Annotated in this window: 15 protein-coding genes; all 15 read left to right on the top strand. The window is 47.3% G+C overall.

The window, feature by feature from the left end:
- Positions 1-3: 3 nt before the first annotated feature.
- Positions 4-651, top strand: coding sequence for a sugar transferase (locus G588_RS0109955; RefSeq protein ID WP_022778590.1), 648 nt, complete (start codon positions 4-6; stop codon positions 649-651).
- A gap of 4 nt (positions 652-655) precedes the next feature.
- On the top strand, positions 656-1645 hold the full coding sequence (locus G588_RS0109950) for an ATP-grasp domain-containing protein (RefSeq protein ID WP_022778589.1): 990 nt from the start codon (positions 656-658) through the stop codon (positions 1643-1645).
- 20 nt (positions 1646-1665) lie between these two features.
- On the top strand, positions 1666-2754 hold the full coding sequence (locus tag G588_RS0109945; protein ID WP_022778588.1) for a glycosyltransferase family 4 protein: 1089 nt from the start codon (positions 1666-1668) through the stop codon (positions 2752-2754).
- Between the two features lie 178 nt (positions 2755-2932).
- Positions 2933-4249: a nucleotide sugar dehydrogenase gene (locus tag G588_RS0109940; protein ID WP_022778587.1), complete on the top strand. Its 1317-nt coding sequence runs from the start codon at positions 2933-2935 to the stop codon at positions 4247-4249.
- Positions 4250-4274: 25 nt separating this feature from the next.
- Entirely contained in the window at positions 4275-5249 is a 975-nt protein-coding gene (locus G588_RS0109935) for an SDR family oxidoreductase (protein ID WP_022778586.1), read from the top strand.
- Between the two features lie 448 nt (positions 5250-5697).
- Positions 5698-6441, top strand: a complete 744-nt coding sequence (locus G588_RS0109930; protein ID WP_022778585.1) for a DUF2334 domain-containing protein — start codon at positions 5698-5700, stop codon at positions 6439-6441.
- 660 nt (positions 6442-7101) lie between these two features.
- Positions 7102-8592: a glycosyltransferase gene (locus G588_RS19830; protein WP_022778584.1), complete on the top strand. Its 1491-nt coding sequence runs from the start codon at positions 7102-7104 to the stop codon at positions 8590-8592.
- Positions 8593-8625: 33 nt separating this feature from the next.
- Entirely contained in the window at positions 8626-9837 is a 1212-nt protein-coding gene (locus G588_RS19825; protein ID WP_022778583.1) for a glycosyltransferase, read from the top strand.
- A gap of 12 nt (positions 9838-9849) precedes the next feature.
- On the top strand, positions 9850-10962 hold the full coding sequence (locus G588_RS0109910) for a glycosyltransferase (RefSeq protein ID WP_022778582.1): 1113 nt from the start codon (positions 9850-9852) through the stop codon (positions 10960-10962).
- Between the two features lie 96 nt (positions 10963-11058).
- The gene (asnB, locus tag G588_RS0109905) at positions 11059-12939 is read left to right on the top strand and encodes an asparagine synthase (glutamine-hydrolyzing) (RefSeq protein ID WP_022778581.1); all 1881 of its coding nucleotides are present in this window, start codon (positions 11059-11061) and stop codon (positions 12937-12939) included.
- A 37-nt stretch (positions 12940-12976) separates the two neighbouring features.
- Positions 12977-14194, top strand: a complete 1218-nt coding sequence (locus tag G588_RS0109900) for a glycosyltransferase (protein WP_022778580.1) — start codon at positions 12977-12979, stop codon at positions 14192-14194.
- Between the two features lie 6 nt (positions 14195-14200).
- Positions 14201-15721 carry an MBOAT family O-acyltransferase gene (locus tag G588_RS0109895; RefSeq protein WP_022778579.1) on the top strand — a complete coding sequence of 507 codons (1521 nt, stop codon included), beginning with the start codon at positions 14201-14203 and terminating at the stop codon, positions 15719-15721.
- A gap of 17 nt (positions 15722-15738) precedes the next feature.
- On the top strand, positions 15739-16827 hold the full coding sequence (locus tag G588_RS19820; protein ID WP_022778578.1) for a hypothetical protein: 1089 nt from the start codon (positions 15739-15741) through the stop codon (positions 16825-16827).
- A 17-nt stretch (positions 16828-16844) separates the two neighbouring features.
- Positions 16845-18734, top strand: a complete 1890-nt coding sequence (asnB, locus tag G588_RS0109885; protein ID WP_022778577.1) for an asparagine synthase (glutamine-hydrolyzing) — start codon at positions 16845-16847, stop codon at positions 18732-18734.
- 66 nt (positions 18735-18800) lie between these two features.
- The gene (locus G588_RS0109880; protein ID WP_022778576.1) at positions 18801-19673 is read left to right on the top strand and encodes an alpha-1,2-fucosyltransferase; all 873 of its coding nucleotides are present in this window, start codon (positions 18801-18803) and stop codon (positions 19671-19673) included.
- Positions 19674-19881: the final 208 nt, after the last annotated feature.

The following is a 19881-nucleotide window of genomic DNA, read 5'->3' as shown; positions in this document are numbered from 1 at the left end:
ATCTTGTATAAGAGGTATATAAAGCGATTATTTGATATAATTATTTCATTGGTAATACTACTTCTGTTTTGCTGGCTGTATATTATTCTTGCCATTTTGGTGAGGGTGAAGCTGGGGAGCCCTGTTTTGTTCAAGCAGCCACGCCCGGGCAAGGACGAGAAGATCTTTAACATGTACAAGTTCAGGACCATGACCGATGCCAGGGACTCAGAGGGTAAGCTCCTTCCCGACAAGGACAGGCTAACTTCCTTTGGTAAGTTCCTGAGGAAAACAAGTCTTGACGAGCTTCCGGAGCTCTTTTGCATATTAAAAGGCGATATGAGCTTTATAGGGCCAAGACCTCTTCTGGTTGAGTACCTGCCCTATTACACCGAGAGGGAGAAGCTGCGTCACACCGTTCGCCCCGGACTTACGGGCCTGGCACAGGCCAGCGGACGCAACACCGTTGACTGGGATACGAGGTTTGAGATTGATGCAACCTACGTTGAGAACCTGAGTTTTCTCATGGATCTCAAGGTCATCGGAATGACTTTTAAAACGGTATTTGGCCACACCGACCAGGTGGCAGAGGATACAAACAAGGTCGAAGGCAATTTTGCGCAGATAAGAAAAGAAAGGCTCGAAAGAACCGGAAAGTTGACGAAGGATTAAGTCTATGGAAATTAACATTTTGATCTTAAGTGCAGGAACAAGAAACAAGGTGGTACAGGCCTTCAGAAAAGAGATTGCCAACAACGGCAACGTGATCGCAACGGACTGCTCCAACATTGGCCCTGCTATCTATGACGCAGACAAGGCAGCCATCGTTCCAAGGATCGACGACCCTAAGTACATCGACAAGATCCTTGATATCTGCAAAAAGGAGAAGATCAACGGAGTATTCAGTCTCATCGACCCTGAGCTCTCTCTTCTTGCCAAGAATGCAGACAGGTTCACAGCTATAGGCACAACACCCATCGTGCCTTCCTATGAGCTGTGCGAGACCAGCCTTGATAAATACAAGATGTATGAGATGCTGATCAAGCTTGGCATTCCTACAGCCAAGTGCTATCTGTCCATTGAGGACTTTTTAAATGCAAGAGAAGAGGGTGACATCGATTTTCCTGTATTTGTCAAGCCAAGGAGAGGCAGCGCTTCCATAAATATCAATAAGGTAGAGTCCATGGAGATGCTGACAGCTCTTTTCCACGACTATGACGATCTGATGATCCAGGAATACATGAGAGGTCAGGAGTACGGCGCAGATGTGTACATCGACCTTATCTCCGAGAAGTGCACCTCGATCTTCCTTAAGAAAAAGATCAAGATGAGAGCCGGAGAGACCGACAAGTCCGTATCCGTGATCAATGAGAACATCTTCAAGCAGATCATTTACTTCGTTGAGACCATCGGATATACAGGAATTGTTGACATAGATCTTTTCCATGACGAGGAGAATGACATCTGGTATCTGTCCGAGGTTAACCCGAGATTTGGCGGCGGATATCCTCATGCCTACGAGTGCGGCGTCAATGTGCCCCGCCAGATCATCAGAAACCTCAAGGGCGACGAGAACCCCATAAGGATCGGTGATTACAGAGAAGGCGTATACATGATGAAATACAATGAGATCTGCGTAATGCCCGAGGAAAGGCTTCTTAGATAATTAGGAAAAAGGTGATATTTATGCCAAAGGCACTTATACTTGGAAACTCCTCCAGTGGTCTCTATGACTTCAGGAACGAGTTGCTACTGAAACTGTTGGAGGAAGGCTACGATGTTGTGATCAGCCTTCCCGATGAAATGAAGACCGCGCAGCTTACGGAAGAGGGCTGCAGGGTCATCCATACAGATATTAACAGAAGAGGCGTCAATCCTATTCAGGATATGGCGCTTGTTCGCGCTTATAAAAAGCTTATCAAAGAGGAGCGTCCGGACATCGTTCTGACCTATACGATCAAGCCCACCATCTATGGCGGATACGTCTGCAAAAAGCTGAAGGTGCCCTATATCTGCACCATCACAGGACTTGGATCAACCTTCGAGAGGGGCGGAGTACTGCTTAAGCTCATTGTCACCATGTACAAGACAGCGCTTAAGAAGTGCAAATGCCTGGTGTTCCAGAACGATGCCAACAGAGCTATTTTTGAGCAGCACGGAATAAAGGCTCGGAAGCACATTACCGTGAGCGGCTCAGGAGTTAATCTTGAGAAGCACCGTTTTGAAGAGTATCCGGGACATAAGGACGACATCACGAGATTTCTGTATATCGGACGCCTTATGAAGGAAAAGGGCACCGATGAATATCTCTATGCTGCAAAAAAGCTCCATGCGAAGTACGGCGACAAGGTTTCAATCTGCGCCATAGGCTATTTTGACGACGACTATGAGGCTCAGGTCAAAGAGGCAGAAAAGCTCGGATATTTCAAGATGATCCCCTATCAGAAGGACATTCATCCTTATATAAGAGAAGCAGATGCCATCGTTCATCCTTCCTATCACGAGGGAATGAGCAACGTCCTGATGGAGGCAGCAGCCACCGGAAGACCCGTGATCGCATCGGACATAAGCGGATGTAAAGAGACAGTTAACCGTGACGTGTCGGGAATCTTGTTCAGGTCAAGGGATAAAGAAGCACTGTTTGCAGCCATGGACAGATTCATGGGATTGTCTGTGGAAGAGAGGCAGGCAATGGGAGCTGCCGGCAGGAAATGGGTGGAGGAACACTTTGACAGGAAGAAGGTTGTTGAGGCGTATATGAGAGAGATTTCATGAGAGGTGGACGGTTGTGAGTCAATGGGGACGGTTCTTGCTGACTCGCTCCGTGAGTCAGCGAGAACCGTCCCCATTGACTCACAACCGTCCAAATTTTGATAAGATTGACAAGAGTAGTATAATATCCTATGTATGTAAAAAAATAGATACAGAAACATTTAAGTGTGGAGGAAACACGATGAGTTTATATGAGAAGCTCCTTGCGGGCGAAGAAAAGCTGTCACTGGTAGGACTTGGATATGTCGGCATGCCTATCGCAGTTGCTTTTGCAAAGAAAATCAAGGTTGTAGGATATGATTTTAACGCAGCCAAGGTTGATCTGTATAAAAAGGGAATCGATCCCACAAGAGAAGTGGGCAATGATGCCATCAAGGAGACAACAGTTGAATTTACTGCTGATCCCGAGAAGCTTCGTGAGTGTAAGTTCCATGTTGTTGCGGTACCTACACCCGTTAATGATGATCATACACCGGATCTTTCACCGGTTGAGGGCGCAAGCCGTACTCTTGGTAAATATCTCACCAAGGGTTCAATTGTAGTATATGAATCAACAGTATATCCCGGAGTAACAGAGGATATCTGTGTTCCCATCCTTGAGGAGGAGTCCGGACTTAAGTGCGGCGTAGATTTCAAGGTTGGATATTCACCTGAGCGTATCAACCCCGGTGACAAGGTTCACAGACTTGATACCATCACCAAGATCGTATCCGGTATGGATGAGGAGACACTTGAAGAAGTAGCCAACATCTATCAGCTGGTTGCTCTTGCAGGCGTATACAAGGCACAGTCCATCAAGGTTGCAGAGGCAGCCAAGGTTATCGAGAATTCACAGCGTGATATCAACATCGCTTTCATGAATGAGCTGTCCATTATCTTCCATAAGATGGGCATCGATACCAAGAGCGTTCTTGACGCAGCAGGAACCAAGTGGAACTTCCTTAAGTTCTTCCCCGGACTTGTTGGCGGACACTGCATCGGTGTAGATCCTTACTATCTCACCTACAAGGCAGAGGAGCTGGGCTATCATTCACAGATCATCCTCTCCGGAAGACGTATCAACGACGATATGGGCAAATATGTGGCAGAGTCAGCAGTTAAAAGACTTATTGCCAATGATATTCCTGTTAAAAACGCTAAGGTGGCCATCCTTGGATTTACCTTCAAGGAGAACTGCCCTGATACCCGTAATACCAAGGTGATCGACATCTACAACGAGCTTGGCGAATACGGCATCACACCTGTTGTAGTAGATCCTCAGGCTGATTCAGATGAGGCTAAGAGACTCTACGGCATTGAGTTCAACTCTTTTGACGACCTTAAGAATCTGGATCTTGTGATCATGGCAGTATCTCACGAGGAGTTCAAGAAGCTTAAGCCCGCAGATATCGCAGGATATTACAATCCTTCACATAAGACCAAGATCTTCATGGATCTTAAGGCCGTATATAATCTTGAGGATTATAAGGCTCCTGAGTTTGATTACTGGAGACTTTAATTTAGTTTTGAAAGGATAAACATTTATGAGTTTCAAAGAGTTAAAATTTCCTGAAGATTCTGTTTTCCTGGTAACAGGCGGAGCAGGCTTCATCGGTTCCAATATTTGTGAGGCGCTTCTTGATATGGGCTATACCGTTAGATGTATGGATAACCTGTCCACAGGCCATATTGAGAACATCCAGCCTTTTATGAGCAATCCGAAGTTTACTTTCCTTGAGAAGGACATCAGAGACCTTGATGCCTGCATGGAAGCAACCAGGGGTGTTGACTATGTACTTAACGAAGCAGCCTGGGGCTCAGTTCCCAGAAGTATCGAGATGCCTCTTTTGTACGAGGAGATCAATATAAGAGGAACTCTTAACATGATGGAGGCTTCAAGACAGAACGGAGTAAAGAAGTTCGTTTATGCTTCCAGCTCCTCTGTATACGGCGATTCCACAGTGCTTCCCAAGAAGGAAGGTCAGGAAGGCAACGTACTGTCACCTTATGCTCTTACCAAGAAGACAGATGAAGAGTACGGCAAACTCTACAAGAAGCTCTACGGCCTTGATACCTACGGCCTTAGATATTTCAACGTATTCGGAAGAAGACAGGATCCCAACGGAGCTTATGCCGCTGTTATCCCTAAGTTCTTAAGACAGCTTATGAACGGCGAGACACCTACAATTAACGGCGACGGCAAGCAGTCCAGAGATTTCACTTATGTAGACAACGTTATCGAAGGAAACCTTCGCGCCTGCCTTGCATCCTCAGATGCAGCGGGTGAGGCTTATAATATCGGAGCCGGCGGAAGAGAGTTCCTTATCGATGTTTATCATCATCTTACAGATGCCCTTGGCATGGATGTAGAGCCAATCTTCGGACCACCTCGCGCAGGCGATATCCGTGATTCCAACGCCGACATCACCAAGGCACGCGAGAACCTCGGCTATGACCCTTCTTATGACTTCAAGGCAGGAATTGAACTTGCCATCGAGTGGTACAAAGCCAACCTGTAAATTTATATAGGACGGACAATACTGACAGAGCGTGGCTGACTGGTTTGCAGTAATAAAGATTTTGTCATAACCCATCGGGAATTTATGGCACCCCATCCAGCAAGTCCTTCTCGTTTCACACCTGTTCAGAACAGTCGAAGGACTTACTGTCTGCGGCGCTCATAAATTCACCTCAGCGTTATAAGACAAAATTTTTATTACTGCAAGCCACCCATCCACGCTCTGTTAGCATTGTCCTGTGTATAGATAACTTACAGGAATTGATAAAGTGTACTCTCGGCTGCGTTCTTAACATCAATCCTTGGGGGATGGGTTAAGGATGGGGATTTTTGGGGAGTGGTCAGGAAGGATTCATTAAGCTTGGGAGATTCGGGCATGAGGAATGTATCAGGCTGTGGGGATGAGGCGAAAATATAGATTCAGTATGATATAATCAAAGGGAATTTGGATGAGAATTAGTATTCGAATGGATGATATAACTCCGGATATGGACTGGGCTAAGTTTCTTCGGTTCAAGGCTATACTTGATAAGCATGGCGTTAAGCCCCTTATCGGAGTGGTACCTGATAATAAGGACAGAAAGCTGCAGATTCAGACACCAAGGAAAGGCTACTATGAATATCTGAAGCTCCTTGAAGAAGAGGGCTGGCTTATTGCCATGCACGGCTTCAACCACCTCTATACCACAAGAAAGGGCGGAATATTCCCTCTTAATCACAAATCAGAATTCGCAGGCCTCTCTCTTTCAGAGCAGGACAAGATGATCAGAGACGGCAAGCGTATTCTTAGAACCAACGGAATTAACACCGACTTTTTCATGGCACCGTCACATTCCTATGACAAGAACACTCTTGTCGCTTTGAAAAAGAACGGTTTTACCAAGATAACAGATGGCTTCGGCACACGTCCCTATGAGATGAACGGCATCACCTTCTATCCCATCTCAGTCAGCAAGGGCAAGAGCCTGAAAGACACCTCCGACGGTATGGTGACCTTCGTCTATCACGCAAACACCATGACAGACAAGGATTTTGACTCCTTCGAGAAACTTTTCGACAAGGCAGAAGTTGTTTCCTATTCAGACTTCTTGAACATAGACGCCGAAAAGCAGACCTTCGCTGCAGAGATTAAGGAATACCTGACAGCTACAGCTAAGTATTATGCTGTAAAGTTAAGGAAAATGATCAAGTGATAGATTGAATGAGTAACTGAGTGAATGAGTGCTGAAAGTGTGATGGCTGACATGGTTATTGCTACGAATGCCGGACGCAATCCTTGACATTCATAAACCAGCATGTAGCCATACATCTACCGATGGCGAAAGACTCATGAGCAGCTGCAATCATTCTCCATCGGGCAACTCAGTGTAACATGATGTTTTCTGAACATCAAGGACAAGCCATGCAAGCATGGTGGCTGCATACATTACCTCCGGCTCCAGATCTTTGAGCAGGCTGAAAAAGATTGCGACCAGATTGACGAAACGAGATTTGACTCTATCAAAAGATTGCGGCCAGATTGACGAAACGAGATTTGACTCTATCAAAAGATTGCGGCCAGGTTGACGAAACGAGATTTATATCTACCAAATAGATTACAGACATATAAGTAACAATCGGTATATACGCACAGGTATGCTTCGGAGCTGGGATTTGGAACGCACATTTTACGCGATTTCAAAGCTACGGAGTAAAGACCAATGCATCAAGTGCCTTATGCACGCAGATGCATATCTCTGGGCTGAGCGAAGTGTCCAGCTTTGTGAGCGGAAAATGTGCGTTCCAAATCCCGGATTCGAGGAATACCGTCCGGGTAACCAATACACTTCCGGGTAGGAAAATAGTGAGGAATTATGGAATACGGTTATGGGCAGATAAGAATACTGCATGTCCTTGGGGGACTTGGGGTTGGCGGCGCAGAGTGCCGCATTATGGATCTGTACAGGAATATGAACAGGGATAAGATTCAGTTCGATTTCCTGGTGCATTATAGCCCCGAAAAGACTGGAAAAAAGAGTCCGACTTCTGATGAACTGATGGCAGTCAGGGAGCCGGACTATTTTGATAATAGCGTTAAAAAACTCGGAGGGAGAATTTTCTGTCTCCCTAAATTTGTCGGCACAAATATCAATGAATACAAAGCCGCCATCAAGCAATTTTTTAAGGAACACGAAGGAGAGTGGAAGGTTGTCCAGGGCCATATGACCAGCACCGCAGCCATCTATCTTCCCATTGCCAAGAAGGCAGGTGTTCCCATCACAATAGCCCATGCCAGAAGCGCCGGTGTAGACGCAGGCGTCAAGGGCCTTGCCACCAAGTTCTTCCGCTCGCCTCTTCAGAAGGAAGGTTCCACAGATTGGAACTTTGCTTGTTCCAGGGAGGCCGGCTACTCGGTATTTGGCAAGAATCTCATGGATATCGGCAGTGTCCGCATCATTCCCAACGCAATCGATCTTGGTCATTTCGCCTACGACGAGGAAAAGAGAAATGTACTTCGTAAGGAACTTGGAGTCTCCAATGCCCTTGTAATAGGACATGTGGGGAGCTTTAGATATGCCAAGAACCACGAATTCTTATTAACAGTATTTGCCAACGTATGTCGTCTTCTTGATAACGACGACCTTAACCAATACACCATACTCCATGGCATGCGCATAAGACTCCTTATGCTGGGCAAGGGCCCACTCATGGAGGATATGAAGAAGCTTGCTGACAAGCTCCACATCGCCGACAGATGCATTTTTGCGGGAAATAAGAGTAATGCCAGCGATTATTATCAGGCTATGGACTATTTCTGCTTCCCTTCAAGATATGAGGGACTTCCCGGAAGCGTTGTTGAGGCACAGGCAGCAGGACTTCAGTGCCTGGTGTCAGACTCTGTAACACCGGAAGTTAACGCAACAGAGCTGGTGTCCATGATGAGCATTAACTCAGAGGCAAGGGACTGGGCAAGAAAGATCATTGATGACCTTATGCTCCACGAGGACTACGGCTCACAGCCCCTTATGGAGGAGATCAAGCTCAATCAGACCCTTACAGCTATAACAGGAGAGAGAAGAGAGAGCATTTTTGAAACCGACGATACTCCCGATATGGACCTTCTTGACAAGGATACGGGCTTTGATACCCTCAATACCATGACAGAGGAAGAGCGTCAGGAATTTGCCCAGATGGCAATAAGGGAGAAGGTTCCCGGAAACAGAATGCACAGAAGCATCGAGTATTCCATCGGTGACAGGAGCCAGTCCTCCAAGTACATCATTAACAAGCTCAGAAATGCCGGATTTGACGTCAAGCTCCAGGCAAGAGAACTGGAATATTTCTATGAACACGGACATTTTTGATAAGAGTCCATATTTACACAAGAGGAAGATCTAATGGATAAAGCCAAAAAGAACCTGCTCCTTATGGTGCCAATGCTGCACCAGGGCGGCTTTGAGAGGGTATGTGTCAAAACGGCCCGTCTCATGCAGGATTTTTACAATGTACATATCGTGATCTTCAGCTCCAAGGACATCAACTACGATGTGACGGGGCTGGATGTAATTGACATAGATGTGCCCGCCAGGAAGGGCATCGTCAACAAGGTACTTAACGTATTTAAGAGGGTAAAAAAGGTTAAGAAGCTTAAAAGAGACCTAGGCTGCGATATCGCCTACAGCTTTGGCTCCAGCGCCAACTACGTAAATGTACTGTCGGGCGGCCCGGGCAAGGTACTGACCGGACTTCGTTGTCAGACCGACATGGAGAACCCAAGGCAGCTTCGCCTTTTCTGCAGAAAATCAGATCAGGTTCTGTCCTGTTCCAAAGAAATCGTAAGACAGCTCCTTGCTGATTATAACTATGATAAGAGCACCTATATCTACAATCCGCTGGATATTGAGGACATAGAGAAACATGCGGCAGAGCCTGCAAACGACATACCCTTCGCTGCAGGGAGAGCAGAGGGCAATGTCAAAGTCATCTCCTGCACAGGAAGAAACGACTACATCAAAGGCATCTGGCATCTCGTCAAAGCCTTTTATCTGGTTCAGCAGCGTCACCCCGAGGTTCGCCTTGCCGTATACGGAGCCGGCGACTGGTCAGGCTACAAGGAAATGGCAGAGAAGCTTGGAATTGCGGACAAGACCGCTTTTCCCGGTGTTAAGAAAAATGTATTTCCCTATGTGGCAGCTTCGGACATATATGTCTGCAGTTCCAACCACGAGGGATTTCCCAATTCGGTCCTTGAGGGAATGGCACTCAGAAAGCCCCTTGTCAGCGCCGATTGTAAGACAGGCCCCAGGGAGATTCTATTGTCAGACAGCGAGTATGAAGAGCTGATAAAGAGGAAACCCGACGGCAGCAGTACCGACAAGGTTATTGAAGGTGCCTACGGAATCCTTGTTCCCGATATGAGCCCTGAAGTTAACATGGATCCTGAGGTCATCACCGATGAAGAGAAGGTCCTTGCAGGGGCGATAATAAGGCTCCTTGATGATGAGGCTCTGTTCAAGAGCTATTCAGACAAGGCCTATGAGAGAGCACTTTTTTACACGCCTGAAAAATACAGAGATGCCATACACTCAGTGCTGTCACACTACGAATAACAGGAAGAACATATGAAGAGCATAGCATTTCATTTAAACTGTCTGTGCCAGGGCGGCGCCGAGCGTGTTGTGTCCAATCTTGCCAACCGCTTCGCCAAGGAGGGCTACAAGGTCTATGTGGCCACCGAATGGACGGACGAGAACGAATTTGAACTTGTTCCCGAGGTCACCAGAGTTCACGTGGGACTTCGCCCCGAGGATGAGAAAAAGGGCAGGGTAACCAAGTTCCTATTAAGAGTTAAATATCTTAAAGAATTCACCAGGAAGTACAATCCCGACATCCTGGTAGCCTTCGCCCACAGAGCCAATTACAGAGCTCTCATGGCGGCCGGGAACAGTGATATTCCGGTAGTACTGTCCGTGAGGATCAACCCCATCGGCTACTACGATGCCTTTTCAGATAAGATCCAGATCAAATGGCTCTTTCCAAAGGCTGCGGGCTGCGTGTTCCAGACTGAGGAGCAGAGGGATTTCTTTAAACCCTACCTGCAGGACAATTCAAGAGTTATAATTAATCCGATAAATCCTAAGTATTTCGGTGTCACACATCCTGAAAACAAGGAAAAATGCGTGATGCACCATGCAAGACTTGTGGACTTCAAGAACCAGCCTATGCTGGTCAGAGCATTTCTCAAGGTTCATGAGAAGCACCCGGATTATCAGCTCAAGATCTTCGGACCTGATTCCCAGGACGGAACCAAGGAAATCCTGGAACAGCTGATTGTGGAGAATAGCGCTCAGGACTACATCCATCTCATGGGACCCTGCAGCGATCTTGAAAAAGAGATTCCAAAGGGTGAGGTATATGCCTATTCCTCAGACTACGAGGGAATGCCCAATTCGCTCCTTGAAGCCATGGCCATGGGAATGCCGGTGGTATCAACGGATTGTCCCTGCGGTGGCCCCAGAGCGGTTATAAGGGATGGTGAGAACGGATTCCTTATTCCTGTGGGAGATGAAGAGGCTCTTACAGACCGCATCTTAAGGCTCATTGAGGACAAGGAGCTGGCAAGTCGCTTTGGAGAAGAGGCAAGAAAAATTGAACAGGTAGCCGGCGAGGATGCCATCTTTTATCAGTGGAAAGAGTATCTTGAGTCGGTCTATGATAATGCCACAAAGAAGTAAGATCGCACTGATACCAAAAGCAACGATAGATAACAATAGTAGAAATCAGCAATAGATAACAGCAACTGAAACCAACGATAGGAAACGAGCAGCTACATGTGCGGAATTTGCGGATATATTTCCAGAAACAGAATAACTGAAGAAGAGCTACGGATCATGAACGATACCATGTATCATCGTGGTCCCAATGACAGCGGCGTTGAGATCTATGAGGGAAAGGACGGCTACAGTATCGGCTTTGCCCAGAGGCGTCTCTCAATCCTTGATCTGTCACCTTTGGGTCATCAGCCAATGCATTCGGCGGACGGAAGGCTCACAATCACCTATAACGGAGAGATCTACAACTTTTTGGAGCTGAAAAAAGAGCTCTCCGATTATCCTTTTAAATCAACCTGCGACACAGAGGTCATCCTTGCAGCCTATCTTAAGTGGGGCATCGACATGGTGGACCACATCAGCGGAATGTTCGCCATGGCGATCTATGACAGGGATACTCAGGACGTATATCTTGTCCGTGACCGCATAGGCAAGAAGCCTCTTTTTTACTGGGTAGACGGTGAGAACATTGTTTTTGCCTCAGAGCTTAAGCCCATTATGAAGTGCCCCGGATTCAAGGGGGAGATCAGGCGCGAGCTGATTCCAAGGTTTTTGTTCCAGCAGTATATCATCGCTCCGGACACGGTCTTCAAGGATGTGTACAAGCTTGAAGCCGGCGGAGTTCTGAAGTTCCATAACGGAGAGATCAAGAAGTGGAAATACTGGGATATCAAAAAGGTGTACGCAGAGAAGTCCCGGGAGCCTGTAAGAAGCTATGAGGAGGCTAAAGAGGGCCTCAAGGAGAGACTTAAGAAGTCTGTTGCGGACAGAATGATAGCGGACGTTCCTCTGGGAACTTTTTTGTCAGGAGGTTATGATTCCTCACTGGTTACAGCTATCGCTCAGGAGCATTCGAATCAGCCTGTTAAGACTTTCTGCATAGGCTTTGACGTTCCGAGATACAACGAGGCGGAATATGCCAAGGAAGTGGCACAGCACCTTGGCTGTGATCATACGGAGCTGTACATTTCCGAGAAGGAGATGTTTGAGCTTGTCAGCAGCATTCCCCAGTACTACGACGAGCCCTTTGCGGACAATTCCCAGATCCCGTCCATGCTGGTAAGTAAGCTGGCCAAAAACGATGTGACGGTAGCCCTGTCAGGAGACGGCGGAGATGAGTTCTTCTGCGGCTACAACATATATGACAACGTGGCTCAGGCCCAGATGCTGGAGATTCCCGGAGCCATTGCCTACGGCGTGGGTCAGATTCCTGTGGGCGGCGGCAAGCTCCTTGATAAGATGCCCTTCAGAGTAAGGGTTGTGGCAAATAACAGAGATAAACAGACCAAGACCCAGCTGGTGTCCGGCAGCTATATAGAAGCGGCAGCAGCCTTCGTGGATACAAGGGATATAATTCCTATTCTGTACCCCTTTGAGAGTAGCTACGGAGTTAACAATTTCCAGGTAAGGCGTATGCTCCTTGATATGGATACTTACCTTCCCGAGGACATTCTGGTGAAGATGGACAGAGCTTCCATGAAGTACTCACTGGAGTCCAGATGCCCTATCATGGATACTGAGGTTATGGAGTATTCCTTCAGGATCCCTCACAAGTTCAAGTACTGCAAGGGCGACAAGAAGCACATCCTCAAGGATATCGCCTACGACTATATTCCAAGAGAGCTCCTGGAGAGACCCAAGACCGGCTTTGGAGTTCCCATGGACGAGTGGCTCAGGGGCCCTCTTAAGGAGCAGCTCCTTGACTTCAGCAGCACTTCTTTTCTTAAGAAGCAGGGAATATTCGACAGCGATTATGTTTCGAAATTTATAAATGACTACGTGGTAAAAGGAGACGGCGGCCCCGCAACGGGAGCTAACTTTAGCAAGATTGCCTGGTCCTTCTTCATTTTCCAGCAGTGGTACAGTTTTTATAATATCTGATCATATTAAATGCTAATTACAGGCTAAGGAGAATACATTGACTAACCCCGTTAAAAAGGACAAACCCCATATCGCCATGTACATCGGATCCCTTCAGAAGGGCGGCGCAGAGCGCGTCATGGTTAACCTTGCGGATTACTTTTTTGAACAAGGCTATAAGGTGTCACTGGTTACGACCTATCTGGCACCGGAGGAATATGAGGTTAAGCACGCAGCCTGGAAGGTAGTTCCTGCAGGGCACGACGGCGCAGTCCTTGTAGCCGATACGGAGGAAGGTCCTGCCTGGGTGGATCCTGAGGGGAATGAGCCCGGCGGAATCAGGAGATATTTTTCCGCACTGCTAAGAAGCGAGCAGGAGGGGAGAGTCAAGAACCTCAAGAAAAGGAGCGACAAGCTCACTGCGATCTGGAAAGAGCTTAAGCCGGATCTGATCCTTAGCTTTATCGGCAAAAACAATATAATGGCACTGTCCACCGCCACCAGAGAGGATATCAAGGTGGTGGTATCGGTGAGAGCTGACCCCCACATGGAGTACGACACCATGGCTCTTAAGAGCGGAATGCTGGCTACCTTCGGCAAGGCAGCAGGTGTGGTGGTTCAGACCGAGGATGCCAAGAAGTTTTTTCCTCCGCATATCAGAAAAAAATGTACTATCCTTCCCAATGCCATCAATCCGGCATTTCTTCGTAAGCGCTATGTGGGCGACAGAGAAGGCAGCATCGTAATGGTGGGAAGACTTGATGAGAACAAGAATCACTCCATGGTTATGGAGGTCTTTGCAGAGGTAGTTAAGGAAGGCTACAAGAACCTGGTGTTCAAGATCTACGGCGATGGCCCCGACAGGCTGAAGCTCCAGCGCAAGGCCATAGCTCTCGGAATAGACAAAAATGTAGTATTCGTAGGAATGGTCAGCAACGTGGCAGAACATATCGAGAAGGCTGACCTCTTTGTCCTTGCTTCCAGACAGGAAGGAAGTCCCAACGCCCTTATTGAAGCCATGGCACTGGGGCTTCCCTGCATTTCCACGGACTGCCCCTGCGGCGGACCCAGGGACCTTATTAAGGATGGCGAGAACGGCATTCTTATCCCTGTGGATGACAAGGCTGCTCTCAAGTCAGCAATGCTCAGGATCCTGGGTGACAAGGACTTTGCGGAAAAGATCGGTATGAATGCCACCAAGGTACAGGAGAAATACTCTCCCGAGGCATCCTACAGGAAATGGGAAGAATATTTTCAAGGTATCCTGAAAGGGTAAGTTTTTATGCAGTTTAATTCATATATTTTCATATTGTTTTTTCTGCCCCTTACGCTTATTGGGTACTTCGGACTTCACAGGCTGGGCATGGAAAAGCCGGCTAAGATATATCTGCTTGTGATGTCGCTGTGGTTCTACGACTATTTTAACGTGTTGTACCTTATCGCCATCAGCCTTAGCATAGTAGCCAACTACTGCTTCGCAAAAGGGATTAAGGACAGCAGCGGCAAGACAAGAAAAACCGTGCTTACGATGGGGATTCTCTTTAACGTAGGCATGATCTTTTATTTTAAATACAAGAATTTCTTTATAACCAATATCAATGCAGCCTTCGGAACGGATTTCAATATGCGAAATGTGTTCCTGCCCATTGGTATCAGTTTCTTTACCTTCCAGCAGATCGCCTTTCTCGTGGATGTATACAAAGGAAATACAAGTGGGGATGATTTTGTGGACTATGCGCTGTTTGTGTCCTTTTTCCCACAGCTGGTGCAGGGCCCTATAGTGCTGCATTCCCAGATTATTCCGCAGTTTAATGACAGCAAGAATTACAGAGTAAATTACGATAACCTCTCCAGGGGACTTATGATGTTCACAAGGGGCCTTGCCAAGAAGGTGCTTATAGCAGATATGTTCGCAGGGGCTGTGGACTACGGCTTTACCCAGGCAGGGATCATCGCTGTGGGTGAGGGTGCGCTGACACCGCCGGAGATCCTTATTGTGATGCTGGCTTATACTTTCCAGATATACTTTGACTTCTCGGGCTACAGCGATATGGCGATCGGTGTTTCATCTATGTTCAACATTGAGCTGCCGATGAACTTTAATTCGCCCTACAAGGCACTGTCCATCACGGATTTCTGGAAGCGGTGGCACATGTCACTTACAAACTTCCTGACCAGATATATCTACATTCCCCTTGGCGGCAACAGAAAGGGAACCGCAAGGACCTATCTCAACATCATGACAGTGTTCCTGATAAGCGGTATCTGGCACGGCGCCAACTGGACTTTCATCCTCTGGGGCGTAATTCACGGATTCTTCCAGTGCATCAACAGAGCAGGGAAGGGACTGTATGAGAGTATAGTGTCGGGGGCAAAAAAGCTGCCGGCGGCTCCTGTATTTACCGGCATTATCAAGGCTGTATCCTGGCTTGTGACCTTCATTATCGTAAATGTGGCATGGCTTCTGTTCAGGTCAGATAGCATTACCCAGTTCATTCAGCTGATGAAGAGACTTACGGTATATAACTACGATATCAGGACAGAGCTTCTTGAGAGCTTCAGAATACCAAAGATAAGGTATCTGTTCGCAGCTGTCGGAGCGGATCCTTCGGATATGTTCACCCTTGGATTCTGTACTGTAGCTGTGATGGCAGCATCCCTGGTGATGGTACTGTTTTTCCCAAATACGGGAGAGTGCAGGTACAGGAAAAATATATCGAATGTCATCGTAACAAGCGTGATATTCGTTATCTGCGTGGTGTCACTTAGCAGAGTCTCCACGTTTTTGTATTCTAATTTCTGATTGTTTTGAGGATTGTGATGACAGGCAAAAAATTCTTTTTATCAAGCCTCATATTGATTATTGCAGTGTTGGCGGTGCTGGCGGGTACCGTCTTCGTTGTGGACCCCTTTTTCCATTACAGGGCTCCCAATCCGGATTTATATTACAGGCTCTATGACCAGAGATCCCAGAACGACGGCATTACAAGGCATTTCTATTATGACAGCATTGTTACGGGAACCTCTATGGCTGAGAATTTCAAGACTTCACGGTTTGATGATGCCATGAATACCAGGTCTGTCAAGGTGTGCTACTCAGGTGCAACCTACAAGGAGATTAACGATAATCTGAAGGTAGCTTATGAATCCGGCCACAGCGTCAGATACGTATTAAGGCCCCTTGATTATTCTCTTTTATTCAGAGATAAGGATGTACTTCGAGAGGATATGGGTGATTATCCGGATTATCTCACGGACCGCAACCCCTTCAACGATGTGAAGTATCTGCTGAACAGGGACGTTGTCATCAATTATACGCTGCCTGTTCTGGGACATATGGTAAAAGGCGACGCGGCGGGATATACCGATTTTGATGAATACAGCTATACAGACAATGACAACGTGTATGGCAGAGAATATGTGCTGATGGGTATTGCCGGTTTTGATGCGCCCCAGCAGGAGGAGGTCAATCCGAGAGCTATGGCCACTCTTCAGGGTAATATCGAACAGAACGTGGTAGCCCTTGCAAGGAACCATCCGGAGACCACTTTCATTTATTTCTTCCCGCCCTATTCCATGGCTTACTGGGGAAGTATCAGAAGCGAAGGGGCTCTCTCAGCTATGCTGGAGGGCAAAAAAGCTGCCATAGAGCAGATGCTGGAATGCGACAACATCCATATTTACAGCTTCTCTTTTTATACCGACATCACCGAAAACCTTGATAATTACAGGGATCCGGCCCATTACTGCGCTGAGGTCAATGACCTTTTGATGGACAAAATGACACAGGCAGAGGTTTCAGGAGAGGCCACATATGATAGAATAACCAAAGATAACTACAAGCAGTATCTGGAGGATGAAAAAGAGCTGTTTGAAAACTACGATTACAACAAGCTCCTTGCAAACTAGGGGGAGAAGAGGCTAATATGTGCGGAATAGCAGGACTTATTAAATACAAGGGCGATGCGGGAGAGAACATTCACAGAATGAACGAGCGCATGCTCCACAGAGGCCCCGACGATGGCGGAATATTCGTAAGCGACGACGGGAATGTGGCGCTGGGACACAGGAGACTGTCCATTGTGGATCTGTCCAAGAACGGAGCTCAGCCCTTCGTATCAGCTTCCGGAAAGACTGTAATGGTCTACAACGGCGAGATCTATAACAACAAAGAGATCAAGGACAGGCTCGTAAGAGAGGGCAAGGTTAGCACCTTCAGGTCCACTTCGGACACAGAGGTTCTGATAGAAGCTATAGAAGCCTACGGCATCAAGGAAGCCCTGACCATGAGTAAGGGCATGTTCGCACTTGCTGTCTACGACAAGGAGAAAAATACCATTACCCTTGCAAGGGACAGAGTTGGAGAAAAGCCCCTGTACTATGGCAAGGTGGCAGGTGCCTTCGGATTTGCTTCCGACATTGGATGCCTTCGAGTTGTTGAGGGTTTTGATAACAAGATAAACACAGGGGTTCTGGATATTTATTTTACAGAAGGCTATATTCCTGCACCCTATTCTGTTTACGAGGGTATTAACAAGTTGGAAGCCGGATGTATTCTGGAACTTGATGTAAATACACTTGAGTATAAGACTTATCCCTACTGGTCCATGTATGAGGTAGCCAGAAAAGGTCAGGAGAATCCCTTCACAGGCAGCAGGAAAGAAGCTGCGGATGAGCTGGAGAGACTCCTTAAGGCCTCCATCAAGGATCAGATGGTGGCTGATGTTCCTGTCGGAGCTTTCCTGTCAGCGGGCATAGATTCCAGCACTATCGTATCTCTTATGCAGGATCTTGCGCCGGGCAAGGTTCGCACCTTCACCATCGGTATGGAGCAGAAGGAGTACAATGAGGCGGTTTATGCCAAAGAGATCGCGGCGCACCTTGGAACAGATCACACAGAGCTGTATATCACAGAGAATGATGCCAAGGCCGTTGTCCCCAAGCTTGCTTCTATGTTTGGTGAGCCCTTTGCGGATTCATCACAGATACCGACTTTCCTTGTAAGTAAGATGACAAGGGATCATGTTACGGTGTCCCTCTCCGGTGATGCGGGAGATGAGCTTTTTTGCGGATATACCTCTTATAACTCCGTATCAAGAATATGGGGCAAGATGAAGAATATTCCGTATTTTATCAGAAAGCCCGCCAGTGCGCTGGTGCTTCACAGCCCTCTCGCCAAAAAGGACATCTACAGGATTAAGGGTACGCTCCTTGGAGCCAAGGGCCCCGGCGATATTCACAGGCTGGAGCATGAGACGGATCCTCTGACCAAGAAGATAGCACTGTCACAGACTGTTTTACCATATAAGTACACAGAGCTTGAGAAGATACCGATGGATGAAGTTAATCATCAGTGCATGCTGATGGATATGCTGGTGTACCATCCCGATGATATTCTGGTGAAGGTGGACAGGACAGCCATGGCGGTGTCTCTTGAGACAAGAGTTCCTATGCTGGACAGAGATCTGGTGGAATTTGCCTGGAGGCTTCCAATTGACTATCTGAACGACGGACAGACGGGCAAATTGGTTCTTAGGGACGTTCTGTACAAATATGTGCCCAGGGAAATGATGGAGAGACCAAAGAAGGGCTTCGCAATTCCCATAGACACCTGGCTTAAGGACAAGGGCCTTAGGGAGTGGGCAGAGAATCTTATCGAGGAGAACAAGTTAAAGGCTCAGGGAATCCTGGATCCTGCGGTGGTTAAGCGCATGTGGGAGGACTTCACACAGAAGGGTATCTACAGGATTGAGATCTGGTACATTCTCATGTTCCAGCAGTGGTATGAGAACGAGTATATCGGAAACGTTGAGTAATAGGCTATTGTAGGTTATAATGATTAGGAATATATTGAGTTTTTTCGGTTGAGGGGCCATGTATTTATGATTATCATTCAGCTTAAGGGTGGTCTGGGGAATCAGATGTTCCAGTACGCTCTTTATAAGGAACTGCGCAGCAGGGGTAAAGAAGTTAAGATCGATGACGTTACGGGATTTGTTGACGACGAGCTGAGAACCCCGGTACTTCAGAGATTCGGAATTGAATACGACAGAGCGACCAGGGAGGAAGTGGTTAAACTCACCGATTCCAAGATGGATATCTTCAGTCGTATCAGAAGGAAATTGACAGGCAGGAAGACCTGCAGAATAGATGAGGAATCAGGAACCTTTAATCCCGATATCCTTGAGCTTGACGAGGCCTATCTTGTGGGCTACTGGCAGAGCGATAAGTATTTCAGGAACGAGGATGTTATCGCGCAGCTTCGCCAGGAATTCCAGAAGAGACCCCAGGAGATCATGACGGATTCAGCCAGCTGGGCTACGCTTCAGCAGATTGAGTGCTGCCAGTCAGTGAGTCTCCATATCAGAAGAACCGATTACATCGATGAGGAGCACAACCATATCCACAATCTGTGCACGGAGAAGTATTACAAGGGTGCGATTGACAGGATAAGGAGTCAGTATCCAAGTGCGGTGTTCTTCATCTTTACTGATGACAAGGAGTGGTGCAGAAACCACTTCAGGGGACCGAATTTCTTCGTGGTTGAGCTGGCAGAGAAGGAGAATACGGATATTGCGGAGATGCTGCTGATGAGTTCATGCAAGCATCATATATGCGCGAATTCGTCCTTTAGCTGGTGGTCGGCGTGGCTGAATGATAGCCCGGAGAAGATGGTGATCGTACCCAATAAATGGATCAACAACCGCGATATGGATGACATCTATACCGACAGAATGACAAAAATGGCGATCTAACCCGGGGATGGGGTCCGGGCTGTGGAGTGGCGGTGTGCTGTGCACATTTATAAAGCTCATCAAACCGAACATTCCGATCAGCCCTAAGCGGTAATCTTCGCGTGCATAAGGCACTTGAAGATTACCAGGTCTGATCTCCATGGTTTGACAATCGCTTTAGAAATGTGCACAGCACACCGCCACTCCACAGCCCTCACTCCTACCGGGA

Source organism: Butyrivibrio sp. AE3009 (assembly GCF_000420845.1).
Taxonomy (GTDB): domain Bacteria; phylum Bacillota; class Clostridia; order Lachnospirales; family Lachnospiraceae; genus Butyrivibrio.
This window is presented reverse-complemented; position numbering and strand designations above follow the sequence as displayed.